The organism is Plantactinospora sp. B24E8 (assembly GCF_039871735.1).
In the GTDB taxonomy this organism is placed as follows: Bacteria; Actinomycetota; Actinomycetes; order Mycobacteriales; family Micromonosporaceae; genus Plantactinospora.
On sequence record NZ_JBDPMH010000001.1, the window covers coordinates 138,066 to 155,390 of the forward strand.

At 71.2% G+C, this 17,325-nt stretch carries 14 protein-coding genes; 10 read left to right on the forward strand and 4 right to left on the reverse strand.

The features are described 5' to 3' along the window. Nucleotides 1–518: 518 nt before the first annotated feature. Complete coding sequence (gene dnaA, locus ABGB21_RS00635) at nt 519–2,609, reverse strand: chromosomal replication initiator protein DnaA (RefSeq protein ID WP_347655481.1); 2,091 nt, start codon at nt 2,607–2,609, stop codon at nt 519–521. A gap of 717 nt (nt 2,610–3,326) precedes the next feature. Here dnaA and rpmH point away from each other — a divergent pair. The 9 genes from rpmH to ABGB21_RS00680 all read left to right on the forward strand — a co-directional run bounded on the left by rpmH (nt 3,327) and on the right by ABGB21_RS00680 (nt 12,261). Then, nucleotides 3,327–3,464, forward strand: coding sequence for a 50S ribosomal protein L34 (gene rpmH / locus ABGB21_RS00640; protein ID WP_347655482.1), 138 nt, complete (start codon nt 3,327–3,329; stop codon nt 3,462–3,464). A 35-nt stretch (nt 3,465–3,499) separates the two neighbouring features. Beyond that, nucleotides 3,500–3,943, forward strand: coding sequence for a ribonuclease P protein component (gene rnpA / locus ABGB21_RS00645; protein WP_347655483.1), 444 nt, complete (start codon nt 3,500–3,502; stop codon nt 3,941–3,943). Between the two features lie 26 nt (nt 3,944–3,969). Continuing rightward, on the forward strand, nt 3,970–4,233 hold the full coding sequence (gene yidD / locus ABGB21_RS00650; RefSeq protein WP_347655517.1) for a membrane protein insertion efficiency factor YidD: 264 nt from the start codon (nt 3,970–3,972) through the stop codon (nt 4,231–4,233). Then, complete coding sequence (gene yidC, locus ABGB21_RS00655) at nt 4,230–5,273, forward strand: membrane protein insertase YidC (RefSeq protein ID WP_347675945.1); 1,044 nt, start codon at nt 4,230–4,232, stop codon at nt 5,271–5,273. The genes yidD and yidC overlap by 4 nt, the downstream gene beginning before the upstream one ends. A gap of 215 nt (nt 5,274–5,488) precedes the next feature. After that, nucleotides 5,489–6,211, forward strand: coding sequence for a R3H domain-containing nucleic acid-binding protein (locus ABGB21_RS00660; RefSeq protein WP_347675947.1), 723 nt, complete (start codon nt 5,489–5,491; stop codon nt 6,209–6,211). 218 nt (nt 6,212–6,429) lie between these two features. Further along, nucleotides 6,430–7,287 carry a 16S rRNA (guanine(527)-N(7))-methyltransferase RsmG gene (locus ABGB21_RS00665; protein WP_347655486.1) on the forward strand — a complete coding sequence of 286 codons (858 nt, stop codon included), beginning with the start codon at nt 6,430–6,432 and terminating at the stop codon, nt 7,285–7,287. A 984-nt stretch (nt 7,288–8,271) separates the two neighbouring features. Beyond that, a complete protein-coding gene (locus ABGB21_RS00670; RefSeq protein WP_347655518.1) occupies nt 8,272–9,240 on the forward strand; it encodes a ParA family protein in 969 nt (322 codons plus the stop codon). A gap of 30 nt (nt 9,241–9,270) precedes the next feature. Continuing rightward, nucleotides 9,271–10,320 carry a ParB/RepB/Spo0J family partition protein gene (locus ABGB21_RS00675; protein ID WP_347655487.1) on the forward strand — a complete coding sequence of 350 codons (1,050 nt, stop codon included), beginning with the start codon at nt 9,271–9,273 and terminating at the stop codon, nt 10,318–10,320. Between the two features lie 1,044 nt (nt 10,321–11,364). Next, nucleotides 11,365–12,261, forward strand: coding sequence for a hypothetical protein (locus tag ABGB21_RS00680; RefSeq protein ID WP_347655488.1), 897 nt, complete (start codon nt 11,365–11,367; stop codon nt 12,259–12,261). A 135-nt stretch (nt 12,262–12,396) separates the two neighbouring features. Here ABGB21_RS00680 and ABGB21_RS00685 read toward each other — a convergent pair whose 3' ends face one another. Next, entirely contained in the window at nt 12,397–13,443 is a 1,047-nt protein-coding gene (locus tag ABGB21_RS00685; protein WP_347655489.1) for a D-alanine--D-alanine ligase, read from the reverse strand. A gap of 8 nt (nt 13,444–13,451) precedes the next feature. Further along, nucleotides 13,452–14,765, reverse strand: coding sequence for a PLP-dependent aminotransferase family protein (locus ABGB21_RS00690; protein ID WP_347655490.1), 1,314 nt, complete (start codon nt 14,763–14,765; stop codon nt 13,452–13,454). 469 nt (nt 14,766–15,234) lie between these two features. Between ABGB21_RS00690 and ABGB21_RS00695 the strand changes: the two genes are divergently transcribed. Then, nucleotides 15,235–15,894: a GNAT family N-acetyltransferase gene (locus ABGB21_RS00695; RefSeq protein ID WP_347675949.1), complete on the forward strand. Its 660-nt coding sequence runs from the start codon at nt 15,235–15,237 to the stop codon at nt 15,892–15,894. 115 nt (nt 15,895–16,009) lie between these two features. Here the strand turns inward: ABGB21_RS00695 and ABGB21_RS00700 are convergent, their stop codons facing one another. Then, nucleotides 16,010–17,179 carry a peptidoglycan-binding protein gene (locus ABGB21_RS00700; protein WP_347655492.1) on the reverse strand — a complete coding sequence of 390 codons (1,170 nt, stop codon included), beginning with the start codon at nt 17,177–17,179 and terminating at the stop codon, nt 16,010–16,012. Nucleotides 17,180–17,325 lie beyond the last annotated feature (146 nt).

A 17,325-nucleotide genomic window follows, 5' to 3' on the forward strand; every position in this document is an offset into this window, starting at 1 on the left:
TGAAGAGATAACCCAATCGTCTTCATCGGTGCTGTGCAAACTGTGGAGATCCTGAGTTTTCCCAGGTCAGCGACTTATCCACCGGTGGGGTGGCTGTGTACAACCCCGAGCTAACCGGGGTCGGTGGTCCACAGGCGGTCCGGTCGTCGAGGTTTTCCACGGTTGTCCACCGGTTGTCCACCGGGTTACCCACCGGCTTTTCCCCACTTGTGGGGAGAGCCGAGGGAAGATCGACGATCACTGTCCCCAGAACCTTCAACACGGTGTACACAGGCAGCCGGGATCGGTGGAGAACTTTGTGACTCTGGGTAACTGTCCACATACGTTTCCCCAGGAGTTGTCCACAGCTTGTGGGTTGTACGCCGAGCGCCGTTCGGATTGTCCACCGGTGTGGACAACCGGCTGTGGACGCGCTGGGGACGGAACCCGACAGGACGACGTGCTCGGCGCAGACGGAAGAGGCCGGGTCCGGGCCACGTCGGCCCGGACCCGGCCTCGCGACCGGCGGTGGGGGTGACTCAGGTGTTCTGCTTGATCCGGTTCGTCAGCTCGGCGATCTGGTTGTAGAGCGAACGCCGTTCCGCCATCTGCTGCCGGATCTTGCGGTCGGCGTGCATCACGGTGGTGTGGTCCCGGCCGCCGAACGCCTGACCGATCCGGGGCAGCGACAGGTCGGTCAACTCCCGGCACAGGTACATCGCCACCTGCCGGGCGTTCACCAGCACCCGCGACCGGGACTGCCCGCGCAGGTCCTCCAGACTGACCCCGAAGTAGTCCGCCGTCGAGACCATGATCTGGTCGGCGGTGATCTCCGGCCCGGCGCCGTCGGGGATGAAGTCCCGCAGCACCTCCTCGGCCAGCGACAGTTCGACCGGCGAACGGGTCAACGACGCGAACGCGGTGACCCGGATCAGTGCCCCCTCCAGTTCCCGGATCGAGTTGGCGATCCGGGAGGCGATGAACTCCAGTACGTCCGGCGGGGCGAAGAGCCGCTCCTGGGCCGCCTTCTTCTGCAGAATCGCGATCCGGGTCTCCAGGTCCGGCGGCTGGATGTCGGCGAGCAGCCCCCACTCGAAGCGGGTCCGCAGCCGGTCCTCCAACGTCTCCAGGTCCTTCGGCCGCCGGTCGGACGTGATCACGATCTGCTTGTTGGCGTTGTGCAGCGTGTTGAAGGTGTGGAAGAACTCCTCCTGCGTCCGCTCCCGGTTCTGCAGGAACTGAATGTCGTCGATCAGCAGGATGTCCACGTCCCGGTAACGACGCTGGAAGGCACTGGTCTTGTCGTCCCGCAGCGAGTTGATGAAGTCGTTGGTGAACTCCTCGGTCGAGACGTACCGCACCGAGCGGGCATTGCCCAGGGTCGTGGCGTAGTGGCCGATCGCGTGCAGCAGGTGGGTCTTGCCCAGCCCGGAGCTGCCGTAGATGAACAGCGGGTTGTACGCCTTCGCCGGCGACTCGGCGACCGCCACCGAGGCGGCGTGCGCGAACCGGTTGGAGGAGCCGATGACAAACGTCTCGAACATGTACTTCGGGTTGAGCCGGTTACCGCCGACGTCGCCGGCACCGCCGACCCCACCGGGCCGGCGGTCGTCCCGGCCCCCCGACCGGTGGTCGATCGGCCCGTGGCCGCGCCCCGGACCGCTGTCGGTGCCGACGTCCCGGCCCAGGCCCGGGCGGCCGGGGTCCCGGCCGTCGTGGTGCCGGTCGGGGATCCGCTGGTCGGGACCGAACCCGGCGGGGCCGCCGGTCTCCCGGGGCTCGGCACCCCGCTCGTCGACGTTACGACGCTCCTGGTGCGGAGCGGACGGCCGGTACGGCTCCGGATAGGGCGCGGAGAAGAGCGTCTCCTGACCGTCGCGGCTGGCCGGGATCAACTTGCCACGGGGCGGTTCGGCGGCGCGACCGGGCTGCGGCGGGAAACCGGTGAACGGCTGCTGGGCCGAGCCCCCGCTGAACGGCTGTTGCGCGGACCCGCCGTACGGCTGCTGGCCCGGCCCGGGGCCGTACGGCTGCTGTGCCGACCCGCCGGGCCGGTCGGACGCCGGATCGGTACCGCCGGGCCGCGTCTCCGGCGCCTCAGGTTCGGCACGTGCCGGGTGGTGCCGCGGTTCGGCGTAACCACCGTCCGGGCCGCCGCCGACCGGGGCGGTGGGGTAGCCGGACTCCGGTTCGGGGTAACCGCCGCCGGGGTAGCCACCCGGTCCGGGATACCCGCCGGCCGGCTCCGGGTCGCCGGGGTAGCCGCCGCCGGCCGTACCGGGATAGCCCGGCGGGACTGGCGGGCCGGCCGGCTCGACGCCGGACGGGGCCGGGTAGCCGGGAACCGAGGCGCGCCCGGTCGCGGCCTCGTCCGGCGGACGTACGGTGACCGCCACCTGGATCGCCCGACCCAGCCGGCGGGAGAGCGCGTCGGTGATCGCCGGCCGCAGCCGCGACTCGATCACGTCCCGGGTGAACGCGTCCGGCACCGCCAGCAGTGCGGTGTCCTCGAGGATCGCGCGAAGCCGGGTCAGCCGGAGGTAGGCACGCTGCTGTGCTGAGATGATCTCGTCAGCCAGCTCCTCGGTCGTCGCCATCCACACTGCGGCAAGGTCGATCGTGTCGGCCACCGTCGCGCCACCCCCATCGCCTCTGCGTTGCCGGCCGCCTTGCCGTCCCGGCCGACCGTTCCGGGCCTGCTACCGTGCGCGGACAGGCACGACGGTCGACAGTTGCCGCCGTCATCCACAAGTTATCCACAACCTGTGTACCGACTGATTGTGTCGCCCGACCGGGCGTCCGTGCCGTTGCCCCCCGGCCTGATACGGCGTTGACGCGGGTTCACCTGTCGAACGATCGACGAGCTTGTCCGGTTTTGCCCGACAGCGACACCGCCACCCCCTGACGCTGACGTGCAATCGGGCACGCTAACAGCGTTGTCCACAACCCTTCAACCGGCGGCGAGGTCGGGGCCTTCTCAACATCAGCGAAAACCCCCGCCGCGACGCCGGGTACCAGGTGCCGACGCCGCTGCCGACAGGAGCTGTGGAAACCGCCCTGAACAGGGCGGCTGCCGTCGTGACCCGGGGCGCCCGGTTCGCCGCCCCGGTCCCGCCCGGTCGGGTACTGTTTGACGCCGGATGCCCGCCTGCGTAGGCTCCGACGGTTGCTCTGTCACCCTCTGCTAGGGTGATGGGTGATCGCTGGCCGTACCCGTGTCGGGCGGTGCCGAGAGGCACCGACGTCCGGGAAAGGCATCGACGCCCGGCCGCGTGAGCAGCCGATGCCAGACCACCAGATGACCCCGATGTCGCACGACCGGGGCGTACGACGACGGAGAGCCTGACGTGAGCAAGCGCACCTACCAGCCGAACACCCGCCGGCGCGCGAAGACCCACGGCTTCCGGCTGCGCATGCGCACCCGGGCTGGCCGCGGCATCATCGCGGCCCGCCGTGGCAAGGGTCGTACCCGCCTGTCGGCCTGACGGCTGGCAAGGCCGGTCCGGGGATGTAGGCAGTCGTGCTGGCAGCCGCGCAGCGACTGCGGCGCAGCACCGACTTCGCCGTGGCGATCCGGGGTGGGCGGCGCGTCAACCGTGGCGTGCTCGTGGTCCATCTCGATCCGACCGGCTCGGCCGCCCCGGACCTGTCCGCAGCAGACATCACGACCATCGCAGAGCCGGCGTCGGACGCGGGTGCGGGGCATCAGCCCCCACCGGTCCGTGCCGGCTTTGTCGTGTCGAAGGCGGTCGGCGGCGCGGTGGTCCGGAACAAGGTCCGTCGTCGGCTCCGCCACCTCGTCCGGGAACGGCTGGACGGGTGGGCCCTGCCGGCCGGCGCCACCCTCGTGGTACGCGCGCTGCCCGGCGCCGCCGACGCCTCGTACACCCGGCTCGGCGCCGACCTCGACGCCGCCGTCGCGGCCGCCCGCAGCCCCCGTAAGCCGGGGCGGCGGCCCCGATGAGCGGCGACGCCCACGGTTCGCCCGGGATGACGCTCGGTGCCCGAGTGCTGGCCGGACCCATCGTCGCGTACCGTCGTTGGATAAGCCCGGCACTGCCGGCCCGCTGTCGGTTCCACCCGTCGTGCAGTGCGTACGCCCTGGAGGCGGTCACCCGGCACGGTGCGGTTCGGGGGACCGGTCTGGCGGTCCGACGGTTGCTGCGCTGCCACCCCTTCCACCCCGGTGGATATGACCCGGTACCGGAGCCGGGCGCACGCCGCCATGCCGATGTGACTGGAGCCCCGAATTGAGTCTCGACTGGATCTACTGGGCGATCTCGTGGATCCTGCTGCTGTGGCACTCCGCCTGGGACGCCATCGGGGTCTCCGCGGGGACCGTGCTGGGCACGAACTGGTCCTGGATCCTGGCGATCATCTTCCTGGTGGTCACGCTCCGGGTGATCCTGTTCCCGATCTTCGTCAAGCAGATCAAGTCGCAGCGGGCGATGCAGGCGATCCAGCCGCAGCTGCGCGCGCTGCAGGAGAAGCACAAGGGTGACCGGGAGACGCTCCAGAAAGAGATGATGGAGCTCTACCGGAAGGAGAAGGCCAACCCGTTGATGGGCTGCCTTCCGATCTTCCTGCAGGCTCCGGTCTTCATCGGCCTATTCCACGTACTGCGCCGTCTCGACCCGATCAACGAGGGCAAGACCCGGTACGGCTGGACGGTCGACCAGTTCGAGAGCGCCACCCACGCCCGGCTCTTCGACGTGCCGATCGCCGGCAAGTTCGGTTCGAGCGCCGCCGAGCTGGCCCGGTTGAGCGCCAGCGGCACCTCGGTCAAGATCCTCGCCGGTGTCCTGGTCGCCATCATGATCGCCACCACCTACCTGACCAGCCGTCAGATGATCCTGAAGACCGGTTGGGCGGAGGACCCGCAGCAGCGGATGATCCAGCGGCTGATGCTCTACGGCATCCCGGCCTCGTTGCTGGTCTCCGGCGCGATCTTCCCGATTGGCGTGGTCATCTACTGGGTCACCAACAACCTCTTCACCCTCGCCCAGCAGCAGTGGGTGTTGCGCAAGTACCCGCCGCCGCCCACCCCCAGCCGGCTGCCCCGCCCGGGTGAGACCAGCTCGCGTCGTACCACCGACTCCCGCAACCAGCCCCAGCCGGGCCGTCCGGGACGGCAGCCGAAGCAGGAGGCCAAGCCGGCCGGCCGGTTCGGTCGCGCCAAGGCCCCGGCCGCCCAGCCGCAGAAGCCGGCGGTCGACACCAGGGCGCTCGCACCGAAGCCGGGTGCCAAGCCGGTCAAGCCCAAGAAGGGACCGGCGCCGAAGCGTAAGGGTTGACGCGGCGAGCGACCGGCCAGCACCAGCGGCCGGTCGCTCGCGGGATTCCGGCCGTGCCGCCGCCGCGCGCTGGCGCCGGCCGGAGTCCGCCGCGCCCCGCGCGACGGGCGGTGCCGCCCGACAGACGTGCCCGTGGCACCCGGCGATCTCCCGCCGACCACGGGAAACCAGCGGGACCGGGTACGGTCCGGCCGAGAGAGTACGGAGATGACACCGTGACCGACACCAGCATTCCCCGGGCTGAGCAGCCCCTTGAGGACTCCGATCCGGTCGTGGCCGCGGGACCGACCGAGGACGCCGAGACCAGCGAGGCCGTGGCGGTAGCCGGGGACAGCGCGGACGCCGACGCGACGGGCGACGACCGGAGCGGTTCGGACGACGAGGACCTCGACGACGAGGACGACGAGGACGACGAGGACGACGAGGACGAGACCGTCGTGGCGGCCAACGGCGGCAAGCCGGCCGCGCCGACCAGCGACGCGGACCTGTTCCGGCAGAGCGAGATCGCCGCGGACTACGTCGAGGGTCTGCTCGACATCCTCGACTACGACGGTGACATCGACGAGCTGGTTTCCGGCGGTCGACCGGTGGTCGAGGTGGTCGGCGGTCGGCTGCAGGCGCTGGTCGGCCAGCGGGGCGCCACCCTGGAGGCGCTGCAGGAGCTGACCCGGCTCGCCGTGTTCCGGCAGACCGGCTCCCCGAGCCGGCTCCTGCTCGACGTCGGCGGCTACCGCGCGACCCGTCGCAAGGAACTCTCGGCGGTGGCGAAGAACGCGGTGGAGAAGGTAAAGCAGCACGGCGAGCCGGTACGGCTGGAGCCGATGTCCGCGTTCGAGCGCAAGTGCGTGCACGACGTGGTCAACGCCATCGCCGGGGTGGAGAGCGAGTCCGAGGGTGTCGAGCCGAACCGGCGGATCGTCGTACGTCCGGTCGACTGAGCAGCGCGATGACCTACCGTACGTCCGGCCCGGGTGGCGAGCAGCCGCCCGGGCCGTTCTCTGTTCCGCAGTCCGCACCGGCGCAGGCCCCGCCTCCGCAGTCCCCGCCCGAGGGAGCGATCGTGTCCCCGTCTTCGTCTGCGTCGTCGTCCTCTTCCTCGTCCGAGCCGCACGACCCGGCTGAGCCGCAGGGGTCGCCCGGGCCGCAGGGTGCCTCGGTGGTTCCGCTTCCGGCGGAGCTGGCCGAGTCGGCCCGTACGCTCTTCGGCGACCGGCTGCCGCTCGCGCAGGCGTACGCGGACCTGCTGGCCGGGCCCGGAGTGGTGCGTGGGTTGATCGGCCCGCGCGAGACCCCGCGGATCTGGGACCGGCACCTGCTCAACTGCGCCGCGGTGGCGGAACTGATTCCGCCGGACCGCTCCGTGGTCGACGTCGGCTCCGGAGCGGGACTGCCCGGCCTCGTGTTGGCGATCGCCCGACCCGATCTGTCGATCACCCTGGTCGAGCCGCTGGCCCGACGTGCCGGGTTCCTGGCCGAGGTGGTGAACCTGCTGGACCTCGGCGGTACGGTGACCGTGCTGCGGGCCCGGGCCGAGGAGGTCGCGGCCTACCAGCGGCGGGCTGCCCGGGGCGCCGGAGGCCGCCGGGCGAGGGCCGGCCGACCGGCGTCCGTCGGCCAGGACCGTGGTCAGGGCGCGGAGTCGGCAACCGCCGAGCAGGACGTGTACGAGTTGGCCGACGTGGTGGATCTGGCAGAACTGTCGGTACCGGCGGAGATCGTGACCGCTCGCGCGGTCGCCCCGCTCGACCGCCTGGCCGCCTGGTGTCTGCCGCTCACCGTGCCGGGCGGTCGCCTCCTGGCGCTGAAGGGTGCCACCGCGGCGGACGAGGCGGCGGAGCACGCGGCCGCGGTGCGTCGACTGGGCGGCGGCACCCCCGAGGTACGGCGGTGCGGCGTGGGTGTGGTCGACCCACCGACGACGGTCGTCGAGGTTGTCCGGGAGCGTGCGGTCGGCGCGGCCGCCAGGGGTACGGCGTCGCGGGCGTCGGGGCGTCGGCGCGGGGCGGCGGGCTGACGATCCCGCCCATTCTCTGGATCGGATGATCCGGTGCTGGGGTCGTCCGGGGTGGCGGCACTGCTGATCCGGCGATGGGCGGGGCGGGCCGGCGGGCAGCGCCCTGCGACACGGACCGGCCGGGCTGGCCGGTGGAGAGCCACCGGGCCGGCAGTCCGGTCGGGACAACCGGCCGGCGTGAGGTTTCCAACCCCCGAACAGTCATGGCTTCGGTTGCCCAGCGGCCGTAGGCTGACCGCGCGTCGATAGTGTGTAAGACCGGACAGCGGGCTGCGCCCGGGCCCTCGCTGCTTCCAAGCCGGGCCACGCGTGGTTCAGGGGCACGGCGCCTGAGGCGGGTACGAGCACTGACGGGCCGACACCATCCGAGTTGGCGGGGATGACACGGTGCATGACAACGGTAGGTATGACGATCCAGAGATGACGGACTCCGGGGACTACTACTCCGGCGGCGCCGATGTTTCACGTGAAACCGACTACGAAGGCTGGTCGGCCGGCGGCCGGGCCAGGTCACGGTCGCGGTCCGATCAGGTTGGGCAACCAGCCGGGTACGACGTCCCGCAGACCACCCGAGGTACGGCCCGTATTCCCTCCGGTGGGCCCGACCGGACCTCGCCGGCCAACCCGGGATATCCGGAGAGCCGGCCGGAGCAGCTGTACCCGCCGGCGGTGGCAACTGGCACGTCGGGGGTTCCCGGACCGGGCCGGCGTCGCCGGGCCGCCGATGCGGAGCAGGTACCGATCCCGGTCGGTCCGTCGGTGCCGGGCCAACCGGGTCCCACCGCCGAGTACGGCCCGGGACCGGACCAGCCCCGGTCCGTCGGAGAGCGCGGCCGGGTGCCGGCGAGTCCCGATCCGGTACGGCCGGTTCCCCCACCACAGCCGAGTCCGAGGGCTGACCACGGGCAGCCGGCACCGTCGGCGGCGAACCCTCCGTTGCCGGTCGACGGCTTCGACGGAGGTGCCGTGTCCGGCTACCCCGCGATGGCCGACACGCCCGTCGCTCCACCCCCGACCCTCACCGAGGAGCCGGCGTCTGACGCGTACGTTTCACGTGAAACGTCGTCGCGCGAACAAGACGATCCCCCGTTGGCAATGGAGGCAATGCGCGCTGTGCACATCCTTAACCCGAGCGGCGAGGTCACCATGCCACGTCCGGACCGGCCCCGGATCATGTGTGTCGCGAACCAGAAGGGCGGGGTCGGCAAGACCACCACCACCGTCAACCTGGCGGTGGCCCTCGCCCTGCACGGCAACCGTGTGCTGGTGGTGGACCTTGATCCTCAGGGCAACGCCTCGACCGGTCTGAACGTGCCGCACCACGCCGGCGTACCCGACGTCTACGACTGCCTGATCGACAACGTGCCGCTCGCCGAGGTGGCCCAGGGCGTGGAGGGCATCCCCGACCTGTGGTGCGTACCGGCGACCATCGACCTGGCGGGCGCGGAGATCGAGCTCGTCTCCGTTGTCGCGCGTGAGTCGCGCCTCGCCCGGGCCATCGCGGCGCACCCGGAGACCTTCGACTACGTCTTCATCGACTGCCCGCCCTCGCTCGGCCTGCTCACCGTCAACGCGTTGGTCGCCGCGCAGGAGGTGCTGATCCCGATCCAGTGCGAGTACTACGCGCTGGAGGGGCTCAACCAGCTGATCAACAACATCAACCTGGTACGTCAGCACCTCAATCCCACGCTGGAGGTCTCGACGATCCTGCTCACCATGTACGACCGGCGGACCCGGCTGGCGGACGCGGTGGAACAGGACGTCCGGAACCACTTCGGTGACAAGGTCCTGCAGTCGGTGATCCCGCGGAATGTGCGGGTCTCGGAGGCACCCAGTTATGGTCAGTCCGTCATGACCTACGATCCCGGTTCCCGGGGTGCCACGAGCTACTTCGAGGCGGCCCAGGAGATTGCGATGCGTGGCGTCAAGCAGGCGGTCGGCCGCAATGCGTAGGTCGTCGAGGGGTTCGCTGGGAGGCGTGGCATGAAGAACCGTCCGCGAGGTGGACTGGGTCGCGGGTTGGGCGCGTTGATCCCCACCGGGCCGGCGCCGGCCGCCGGGGTGGTCACCGCCGAGCCTCCGGTCAACCTGCCGGACTCTGCCGTACCGGTGAGCGGCGAGGACGTCCCGGCGCCCCCGGCCCCGGCCCCGGTCCAGGTCCCGGCCGCCGCTCCGCCGCCTCCGGCCGAGCCTGAGCTGGCGCCGGTTCCCGGAGCCCGGTTCGCCGAGATCCCGTTGGACTCGATCGTCCCCAACCCCAAGCAGCCCCGTCAGATCTTTGACGAGGAGGCGTTGGAGGAGCTCAAGCACTCGATCGAGGAGGTCGGCTTCCTCCAGCCGATCGTGGTACGCCAACTTCCGGACGACCGCTACGAACTCGTGATGGGTGAACGGCGGTGGCGGGCGGCGCAGGCCGTCGGCCGTACCTCGATCCCGGCGATCATCCGAGACACCCGGGACGACGCGATGCTCCGGGACGCGCTGCTGGAGAACATCCACCGGGCCAACCTCAACCCGCTGGAAGAGGCGGCGGCGTACCAGCAGCTCCTGGAGGAGTTCGGGGCGACGCACGAGGAGTTGGCCCGGCGGATCGGCCGGAGCCGTCCGCAGATCTCGAACACGATCCGTCTGCTGAACCTTCCACCGGAGGTCCAGAAGCGGGTCGCCGCAGGGGTGCTCTCCGCGGGGCATGCCCGCGCGTTGCTCGGCCTGGAGGATCCGGCCGCGCAGGAGGAGCTGGCCCTGAGAATCGTCCGCGAAGGGCTTTCGGTTCGGGCCACCGAGGAGGTGGTCAAGCTTGCCGAGATTTCGCCGAAGCGGCCGACGCCGGCGAAGCGACGGCCCAAGGTGCACGCTCCGGGCCTGACCGACCTGGCGGACCGGCTCTCCGATCGGTTCGACACCCGGGTCAAGGTCGACATCAACCGCAACAAGGGCAAGATCACGATCGAGTTCGCCACGGTCGACGACCTGGAACGGATCGTCGGCATCATCGGCATGGATCAGGAGTCGGAGACCGACTCGGAGGACTGACCCCCTGGCTCACCGCCCTTCGCCACAGCGGCCGCGTCTCCCCCAGAGGGGAACGCGGCCGCTGGCTTCTGGGGCATTGCGGCGATTGCGCGCCAAGACGCGCCCCGAAGCAGCATCGCGGTCGCCGTGCCACGGGCACCCAGGAGCGCCATCGCGGCCACCGGGCCGCAACGTCCCGGGGGAGCACCATCGGGGTCGCCCTGCCACTGGCATCCGGGAGCGCCCTAGCCGCACGTGCCGCGGGAGCGCCTGCCGGTCACCACCGCCTGTCCTCAGCGCCCGGGGACGCCGGGCACGTTCGCCGCTCGAGTCGTTTGTCCACCGGCACCGGCACCGGCACCGGCACCGGCACCGGCACCGGGTGGCCCGGTTTGGTCTGCGGCCGAGGGTGCCTGAGGTCCTTCCCCGACGCCGCGGGCCGGCCGAACCGCCATCCCGGATGCCAACCGCATGGCCGCGCTCCGTGACCGCAGGCGGTGTGGCTTCGTTGTGGATTCCGGGGATGCGGACCGACTGCGGAGTCCCCGTTTCACGTGAAACGGGGAGGCGCCGGATGAGGGATAGTGCTGCGGATGTCAGGTGCGGTTTCACGTGAAACGGGGCCCGGTGGTGGGCCGCGTCGGGCCGGGGCGAGGAGACCGTGGGTGCGCGACATCAGCGAACGCTTCGATGTCTGCGGATGAAGGCGGGGCGACGAGAGAGCGCTGTGGAAGATCGCGGCGGACTCGGGCGTAATCCACAGGTGTTTTCCACAGGTACCCCTGGTTTCACGTGAAACGGCGCGTAGACCGGGGTGCCAGCCTGTGGATGACGGAGTGAAAATAGCCGTCCACGACCCCCGTGCCGGGATGCGACGAGTGTCGGGAGCGGTGACGGCGAGCGGGTGACGGGCGCCACGTCGGGTGTTCGGCGGGGTGAAACGAGGACGGCGGGTAGCCCGGCCGTCGACTGCGCGACGGGGCGCGATCGGCCGGTACGGGATCCGGACGCCGGCCGTCGAATCAGGTAGGGACAGCGGTCCCGAACTCGGTTAGGGTCAGCGTCGTGCCCCACACCCCTGCCCCTGTTCCAGACTTCACCAGGTGGCCTTCCTTCCCCTTCGAGGGCGAGTTCCGGGTCAAGCAACTCGACGAGCCGGTGGCCGTCGAGCCGCCGCGTAAAGGCGAAGGTTCCAGTGAATGCCACTCCTGCAACGCTCCGGACGACGCCTACATCTGGGTCAGTGAGCGTTGGCGGGTACGTGCCATGGACCGGCCGACCGGCCTGCCGATGGTGCTGATCCTCGAATCCCGGTCCCATCTCGATCTGGGGGATCTGCCGAACCTGCTCGCCGCCGAACTCGGTGTGATGACCGTACGGCTGGAGCGGGCGATCCGCTCCCTGGACGGCGTCGCCCGGGTCCACGTCAACCGGTGGGGAGACGGCGCCGCGCACCTGCACCTGTGGTTCCTTGCCCGACCGTACGGGCGGCTGCAGCTGCGCGGCACCTTCCTGTCCCTGTGGGACGACATCCTGCCGCCGATTCCCGAGCCGCAGTGGCGGGAGAATCTCGCCCTTGTCGCGGCCTGGCTCGCCGAGTTCGGTGGGCGTCCACTGGCGGAGCCGCCACGGATTCAGTGGCAGGCGCCGTCGAGCCTGAACCAGTTGCCCCCGGAGTCGAGGTCGGCGCCGCCGGTGGATCCGTTGTCCGTCGGCGGGCCGGTCGCCGAGTCGTCGCCGGAGACAGCCGTCGTGGCCGACCCTGCCGTCGGGTCAGCGCCGACCGCCGACGGGACGACAGCGGAGAGGGCCGTGTCGGAGAGAGTCGCGTCGGAGAACGTCGGGCCGGAGAACGCCACGGCACAGAGCACGGCAACAGCGGAGACGACGGACGAGCGCACGGACGCTTCGGCGACCGGGTACCGGCCATCCGAGGGCGACCGGGCGACCCGGGAATTCTGAGCCACTCTCGGAATCCGTTCGGAAGCTCAGTTGGTATCGGGCCCCGTACTCCGGCTCCGATCAGGGCCGGGTCGGTACGGGCGCCCGTACCGGGCCATCGCCCGCGTCCTGACGCCGGACGCGGGGTGGCTCGGATCAGGCCCGGCCGGCGGTCCGGCGCAGGGCGGCCCGGCTGACCATAATGCGGAGCAGCTCGCCGAAGTCGAGGCCGGCGGCGGCGACCGCGAGCGGCAGCAGCGAGGTCTCGGTCATCCCCGGCGAGACGTTGACCTCCAGCACGTGCGGCTGGTCGTGCTGGTCGACGATCAGATCCACCCGGGACAGGTCGCGCAGGCCGAGCGCGGTGTGTGCGGCGAGGGCGGTCTCCGCCACCCGGGCCGCGGCGGACGCCGACAGCCGGGCCGGCGCGTGCCACGTGGTCAGACCGGCCGTGTACCGGGCGGCGTAGTCGTAGACGCCGTTGCGGGGCACGATCTCGACGGCCGGCAGGGCGCGCGGACCGTCGCCCAGGTCGACGACGGAGACCGCCACGTCCATTCCGGGTACGTAACGTTCGACCAACGCGGTCGAGTCGTACCCGAAACAGCCGACCATCGCGGCCGGCAGCGCGGCGAGTTCCCGGACCACGGCGGCGCCGAGCCCCGAACCACCCTGTGCCGGCTTGATCATTAGTGGCAGACCGAGCCGTTCGACGATCCGGTCCAGGACGGCGACCGCGCCGAGTTCGGAGAAGCGGTCGTGCGGCAGTGCCACCCAGTCGGGCGTCGGGATGCCGTCCTCGCGCAGCACCGCCTTTGCCGACGGCTTGTCCCAGGCGAGCCGGGACGCCCGGGCGTCACAGCCGACGTACGGCACGTCGCAGAGGTCGAGTACGCCGCGCAGCGAGCCGTCCTCGCCGGTCGCCCCGTGCAGGGCGATCACCACCGCGTCCGGCGGGTCGTCCCGCAGCGTCGGCAGCAGGGTGGCGTCGGCGTCCCGGAGTTCCGCCTCCACCCCGACCGACCGCAGCGCGTCGAGTACCCGCCGCCCGGACTTCAGCGACACGTCGCGCTCGTACGACAGTCCGCCGGCCAGGACCAGCACCCGCAGGTCCGCAGTGGCCTCGCGGGGCAGCGGCGCCGGCCACCGTACGGTGCCGTCGACGGTCTCGTCGAGCGAGTGGCCTGGGGAGTTCGTACCCATGCCGGAGATCATGCCAAGTCGGGACCCGGCACGTCGGCACCGGCCTGGCCCCGGCGTCGGGCCGGCCCGGTGACCGCGCCGAAGACCTCCCGCATCGCGGCCTCCTGCTCCATCACGGTGGCCAGCCGGCGTACGCCCTCGCGGATCCGCTCCGGCGGCGGGAACGAGAAGTTGAGTCGCATGTGGCCACCGCCGGTGCCGTCGGCGTAGAAGCCGGTCCCGGGTACGTAGGCGACCCGGGCGGCGATCGCCCGCGGCATCATCGCCTTGGCGTCGAGCCCGTCCGGCAGGTTGGCCCAGACGAAGAGCCCGCCGCCCGGTTCGGTCCAGGTGGTGCCGGCCGGCATGTAGTCGGCGAGCGCGTCGAGCAGCGCGTCCCGGCGTTCCCGGTACACCTCACGGTAGATCTTGATCTGCTGTCGCCACGGCATCGTGGAGAGGTAGGTGGTGACGGCGGACTGGGCGAAGGCGCTCGGGCAGAGGATCTGCGCCTCGGTGGCGATCACCAGCTTGTCCCGTACCGCGTGCGGGGCCAGGATCCAGCCGACCCGCAGCCCGGGCGCGAAGGTCTTGGAGAAGGTGCCGAGGTAGAAGACGCCGTCCCGACGGCGGGCCCGCAGCGGCGCCGGGGCCTCCTGGTCGAACCAGAGCTGGCCGTACGGGTCGTCCTCGACCACCAGCAGGCCGGCCCGTTCACAGATGTCGAGCACCCGTTCCCGGCGCTCCTCGCTCAGCGTCACGCCGGCCGGGTTCTGGAACGTCGGGATGGTGTAGAGGAACTTCGCCCGGCGACCGGTGCGGGCCACGTCGGCGATGGCCAGTTCCAGCGCCTCCGGGATCAGCCCGTCGGCGTCCATCGGTACGTGCACCACCTGGGCCTGCGCGCTCTGGAAGACACCGAGCGCGCCGACGTAGGTGGGCCCTTCGGCGAGTACGACGTCGCCCGGGTCGAGGAAGAGCCGGGCGACGAGGTCGAGCGCCTGCTGGCCGCCCACGGTCACCACCACGTCCTCCGGGGAGGCGCCGCAGCCGACGTCGATGCCGGAGAGCGCCATCACCTCGCAGATCCGTTCGCGCAGCTCGAGCGTGCCCTGGCCGATGCCGTACTGGAGGGTTGTCGTGCCCTGGTTGGTGGCGAGCCGGTTCAGCATCTCGCCGACCGCGTCCAGCGGCAACGCGGCGATGTAGGGGGCGCCACCGGCGAGCGAGACGACCTCCGGCCGGCTGGCCACGGCGAACAGGGCCCGGATCTCCGAAGCCGTCATGCCGCGGACCCGTCGGGCGTACCGGTCCGTGTAGTCGTCGTGCGTCGTGCCGGTCATCTCGTCTCCTCGCTGCGCTCGTCACCGCCACGACCCGGACGAGCGGGTCGGCCGGCGGCCCCCGCCCCGCTGGGTCATGTCGTCTCCCCTGCTGCGTTGGTCACCGTCACCGCTGGTGGAACGCCGCCGACAGGGCCCGGTGGGGCGCGTCCGCATCGACGTCTCTCGGCCCCGTCGGGGGTCGACCGGCAGTCTCGCCGATCGGCGCTCGTCGGTCGATCGTAATCCCGCTCACCACCTCCGGTCCTCACCTCGGCGGACCGTCCACATGCCGGACCGGCTGAGTCACCCCGGGTGGTGCCGGAATCACCCGGGCGTGTTCCGATCGTCCGGGCGAGAGTCCGGTCGGTACGGTCCTCTCCCGGGCGGCGGACTTCCGGCGTACCATCGCTCGTTGGGGATAGTGACCCGGGGATGGCGATATTTGCGGTCTTTGGACCCTCCGAGATGATTTTTTGGGGATACGCCGATGTCGCGACGTCTGGTGAGTCTGACCCTCGACACGCTCGAGGACCTGCCCCGGCCCTGTCGCCAGTGTGTCTACTGGGAACTGGACCCGGTTTCGGCCGAGCGGGCCTGCGAGGCGGGTGATCCCGGCCTGGAGAAGGAGGCATGGGTCTCCCAGACGCTGCTCGAGTGGGGCTCCTGCGGCAAGCTGGTCTACGTCGACGGTATGCCCGCCGGATTCGTGATGTATGCGCCGCCGGCCTATGTTCCCCGCTCGATGGCGTTCCCGACCTCGCCGGTCTCCGCCGACGCCGCGCTGCTCACCACGGCGTACATCGTCACCGCCTTTGCCGGCGGCGGGCTGGGCCGGATGCTGGTCCAGGGGGTCGCCCGGGATCTGACCAAACGCGGGATAAAGGCGATCGAGGCGTTCGGTGACGCCAAGTTCGGCGATGCCGGGGAGGGTGCCGGCCGCTGCGTCGCGCCGGCCGACTACTTCCTCTCGGTGGGTTTCAAAACGGTACGTCCCCACCCGCGCTATCCCCGGCTGCGTCTGGAACTGCGGACCGCGCTGTCCTGGAAGTCGGACGTCGAGTACGCCCTGGAGAAGCTGCTCGGCTCGATGAGCCCGGAGGGACTGCTCCGGCCGGTCCGACCGGCGACCCGGTCCACCGCCGGCTGAACCGTCATCGACGTCGACGCAGCGCCGGGTCCACCAGCGGCTGGACCGTCGACGGCGGACGGCCCGGTGCACCACGGCTCACCTGCCGGTCGGGAGGGCCGTACCCGAGCCCGGGTCAGTCGCGGGCGGCCGAGCCGGCGGCGACCATCGCCCGCAGCTCGCCCACGTCGATCGAGCCGGTCGGGACGTCCTGCTCGACCGGGTAGTACATCCGCTGCACGGCGGCGACGATCGCGTCCACCACCCGGTCCCGGAACCGCGGATCGGTCAGCCGGGCACGATCGTCCGGCGAGGTGAGATAACCGACGTCGACCCGGACCGCAGGCATCCGGGTCATCCGCAGCAGCTCCCACGACTTCGCGTGGGTGTGACAGTCCCGCAGCCCGGTCCGGACCACGATCTCGCGCTGGACCAGGCCGGCCAGCCGCTCGCCGACCGTCGAGGTCACCCCGTTCGAGGTGCCGTAGTGGTACGTCGCCACCCCGTCCGCCTCCGGATTGACGTGACCATCGACGTGTAACGAGATCAGCAGGTCGCCGCCGAGTTCGTTGGCGAGTTCGGCGCGGTGGAGATCGGAGAGCGGGGCGGCCGGCGCGGGGCCCCGGGTGAGGTGGACCCGTACGCCGACGGCGGCGAGCCGGCCCTCCAACCGGGCGGCGAGGTCGTACGCGAGATCGGCCTCGGTCCAGTTCAGCCGGCCGTCGGTAACCACGAAACCCGGATCGAACGGATCGTGCCCCGGGTCGATCACGATGACCTTGCCGACCAGGTTCGGGCCGGACTGCCGGAACGCGTCGGACTCCCGGAGCCACTGCGGGCGTCCACCGACCACCTTCCGGCCCAGTCGACGGAGCGCGTTCATCGTCTGTGGTCCACAGGCGCCGTCCGGGCCGAGTCCGACCTCGCGCTGGAACTGGGCGACCGCGCGGGCGGTCCGGGCGCCGTACACCCCGTCGGCGCGACCGACGTCGTAGCCCATCTCCAGCAGGCGTTCCTGGAGGGTCCGGACGTCCTCTCCGACGAGCGGGTCCGGAAGCGCCTGGTAGAGCGTTCGGGCGCCGAGCCGCCAGCGGGCCGCGTCCAGGGCCCGCCAGGTTTCCGGACCGACCTGTCCGTCGACGCTCAGGCCCCGGTCCTGCTGGAAGGTACGCACCGCGCGTTCCGTCTCGGCGTCGAAGTTGTCGACGCCCGGTGGCCCGCCGGCGGGCAGCAGGTTCAGGCTGACCAGGACGGAGCGGATCTCCGTCACCGCGGGTCCTCGATCATCACGTCGGATCGGACGCACGGACGACCTCCTCTGCGTGCCAGCGAGCTGTTGTGCCCACCCCGTCGGGGCGGGGCCGGAGCGAGGACCGCTCCGGCCGGTTCACGGCGTTGTTCCTGTGCCCCGGACCCCGGCCAGGGTCGTGCCGGTACACCACACGGGGGTAG

Excerpts from the sequence above, each read along its gene's own strand:
- yidD (WP_347655517.1), top strand. The coding sequence starts at position 3,970 with ATGACGCTCGGTGCCCGAGTGCTGGCCGGACCCATCGTCGCGTACCGT.
- ABGB21_RS00685 (WP_347655489.1), bottom strand. The coding sequence starts at position 13,443 with ATGGGTACGAACTCCCCAGGCCACTCGCTCGACGAGACCGTCGACGGC.
- ABGB21_RS00670 (WP_347655518.1), top strand. The coding sequence starts at position 8,272 with ATGGCCGACACGCCCGTCGCTCCACCCCCGACCCTCACCGAGGAGCCG.
- ABGB21_RS00675 (WP_347655487.1), top strand. The coding sequence starts at position 9,271 with ATGAAGAACCGTCCGCGAGGTGGACTGGGTCGCGGGTTGGGCGCGTTG.
- ABGB21_RS00690 (WP_347655490.1), bottom strand. The coding sequence starts at position 14,765 with ATGACCGGCACGACGCACGACGACTACACGGACCGGTACGCCCGACGG.
- ABGB21_RS00695 (WP_347675949.1), top strand. The coding sequence starts at position 15,235 with ATGTCGCGACGTCTGGTGAGTCTGACCCTCGACACGCTCGAGGACCTG.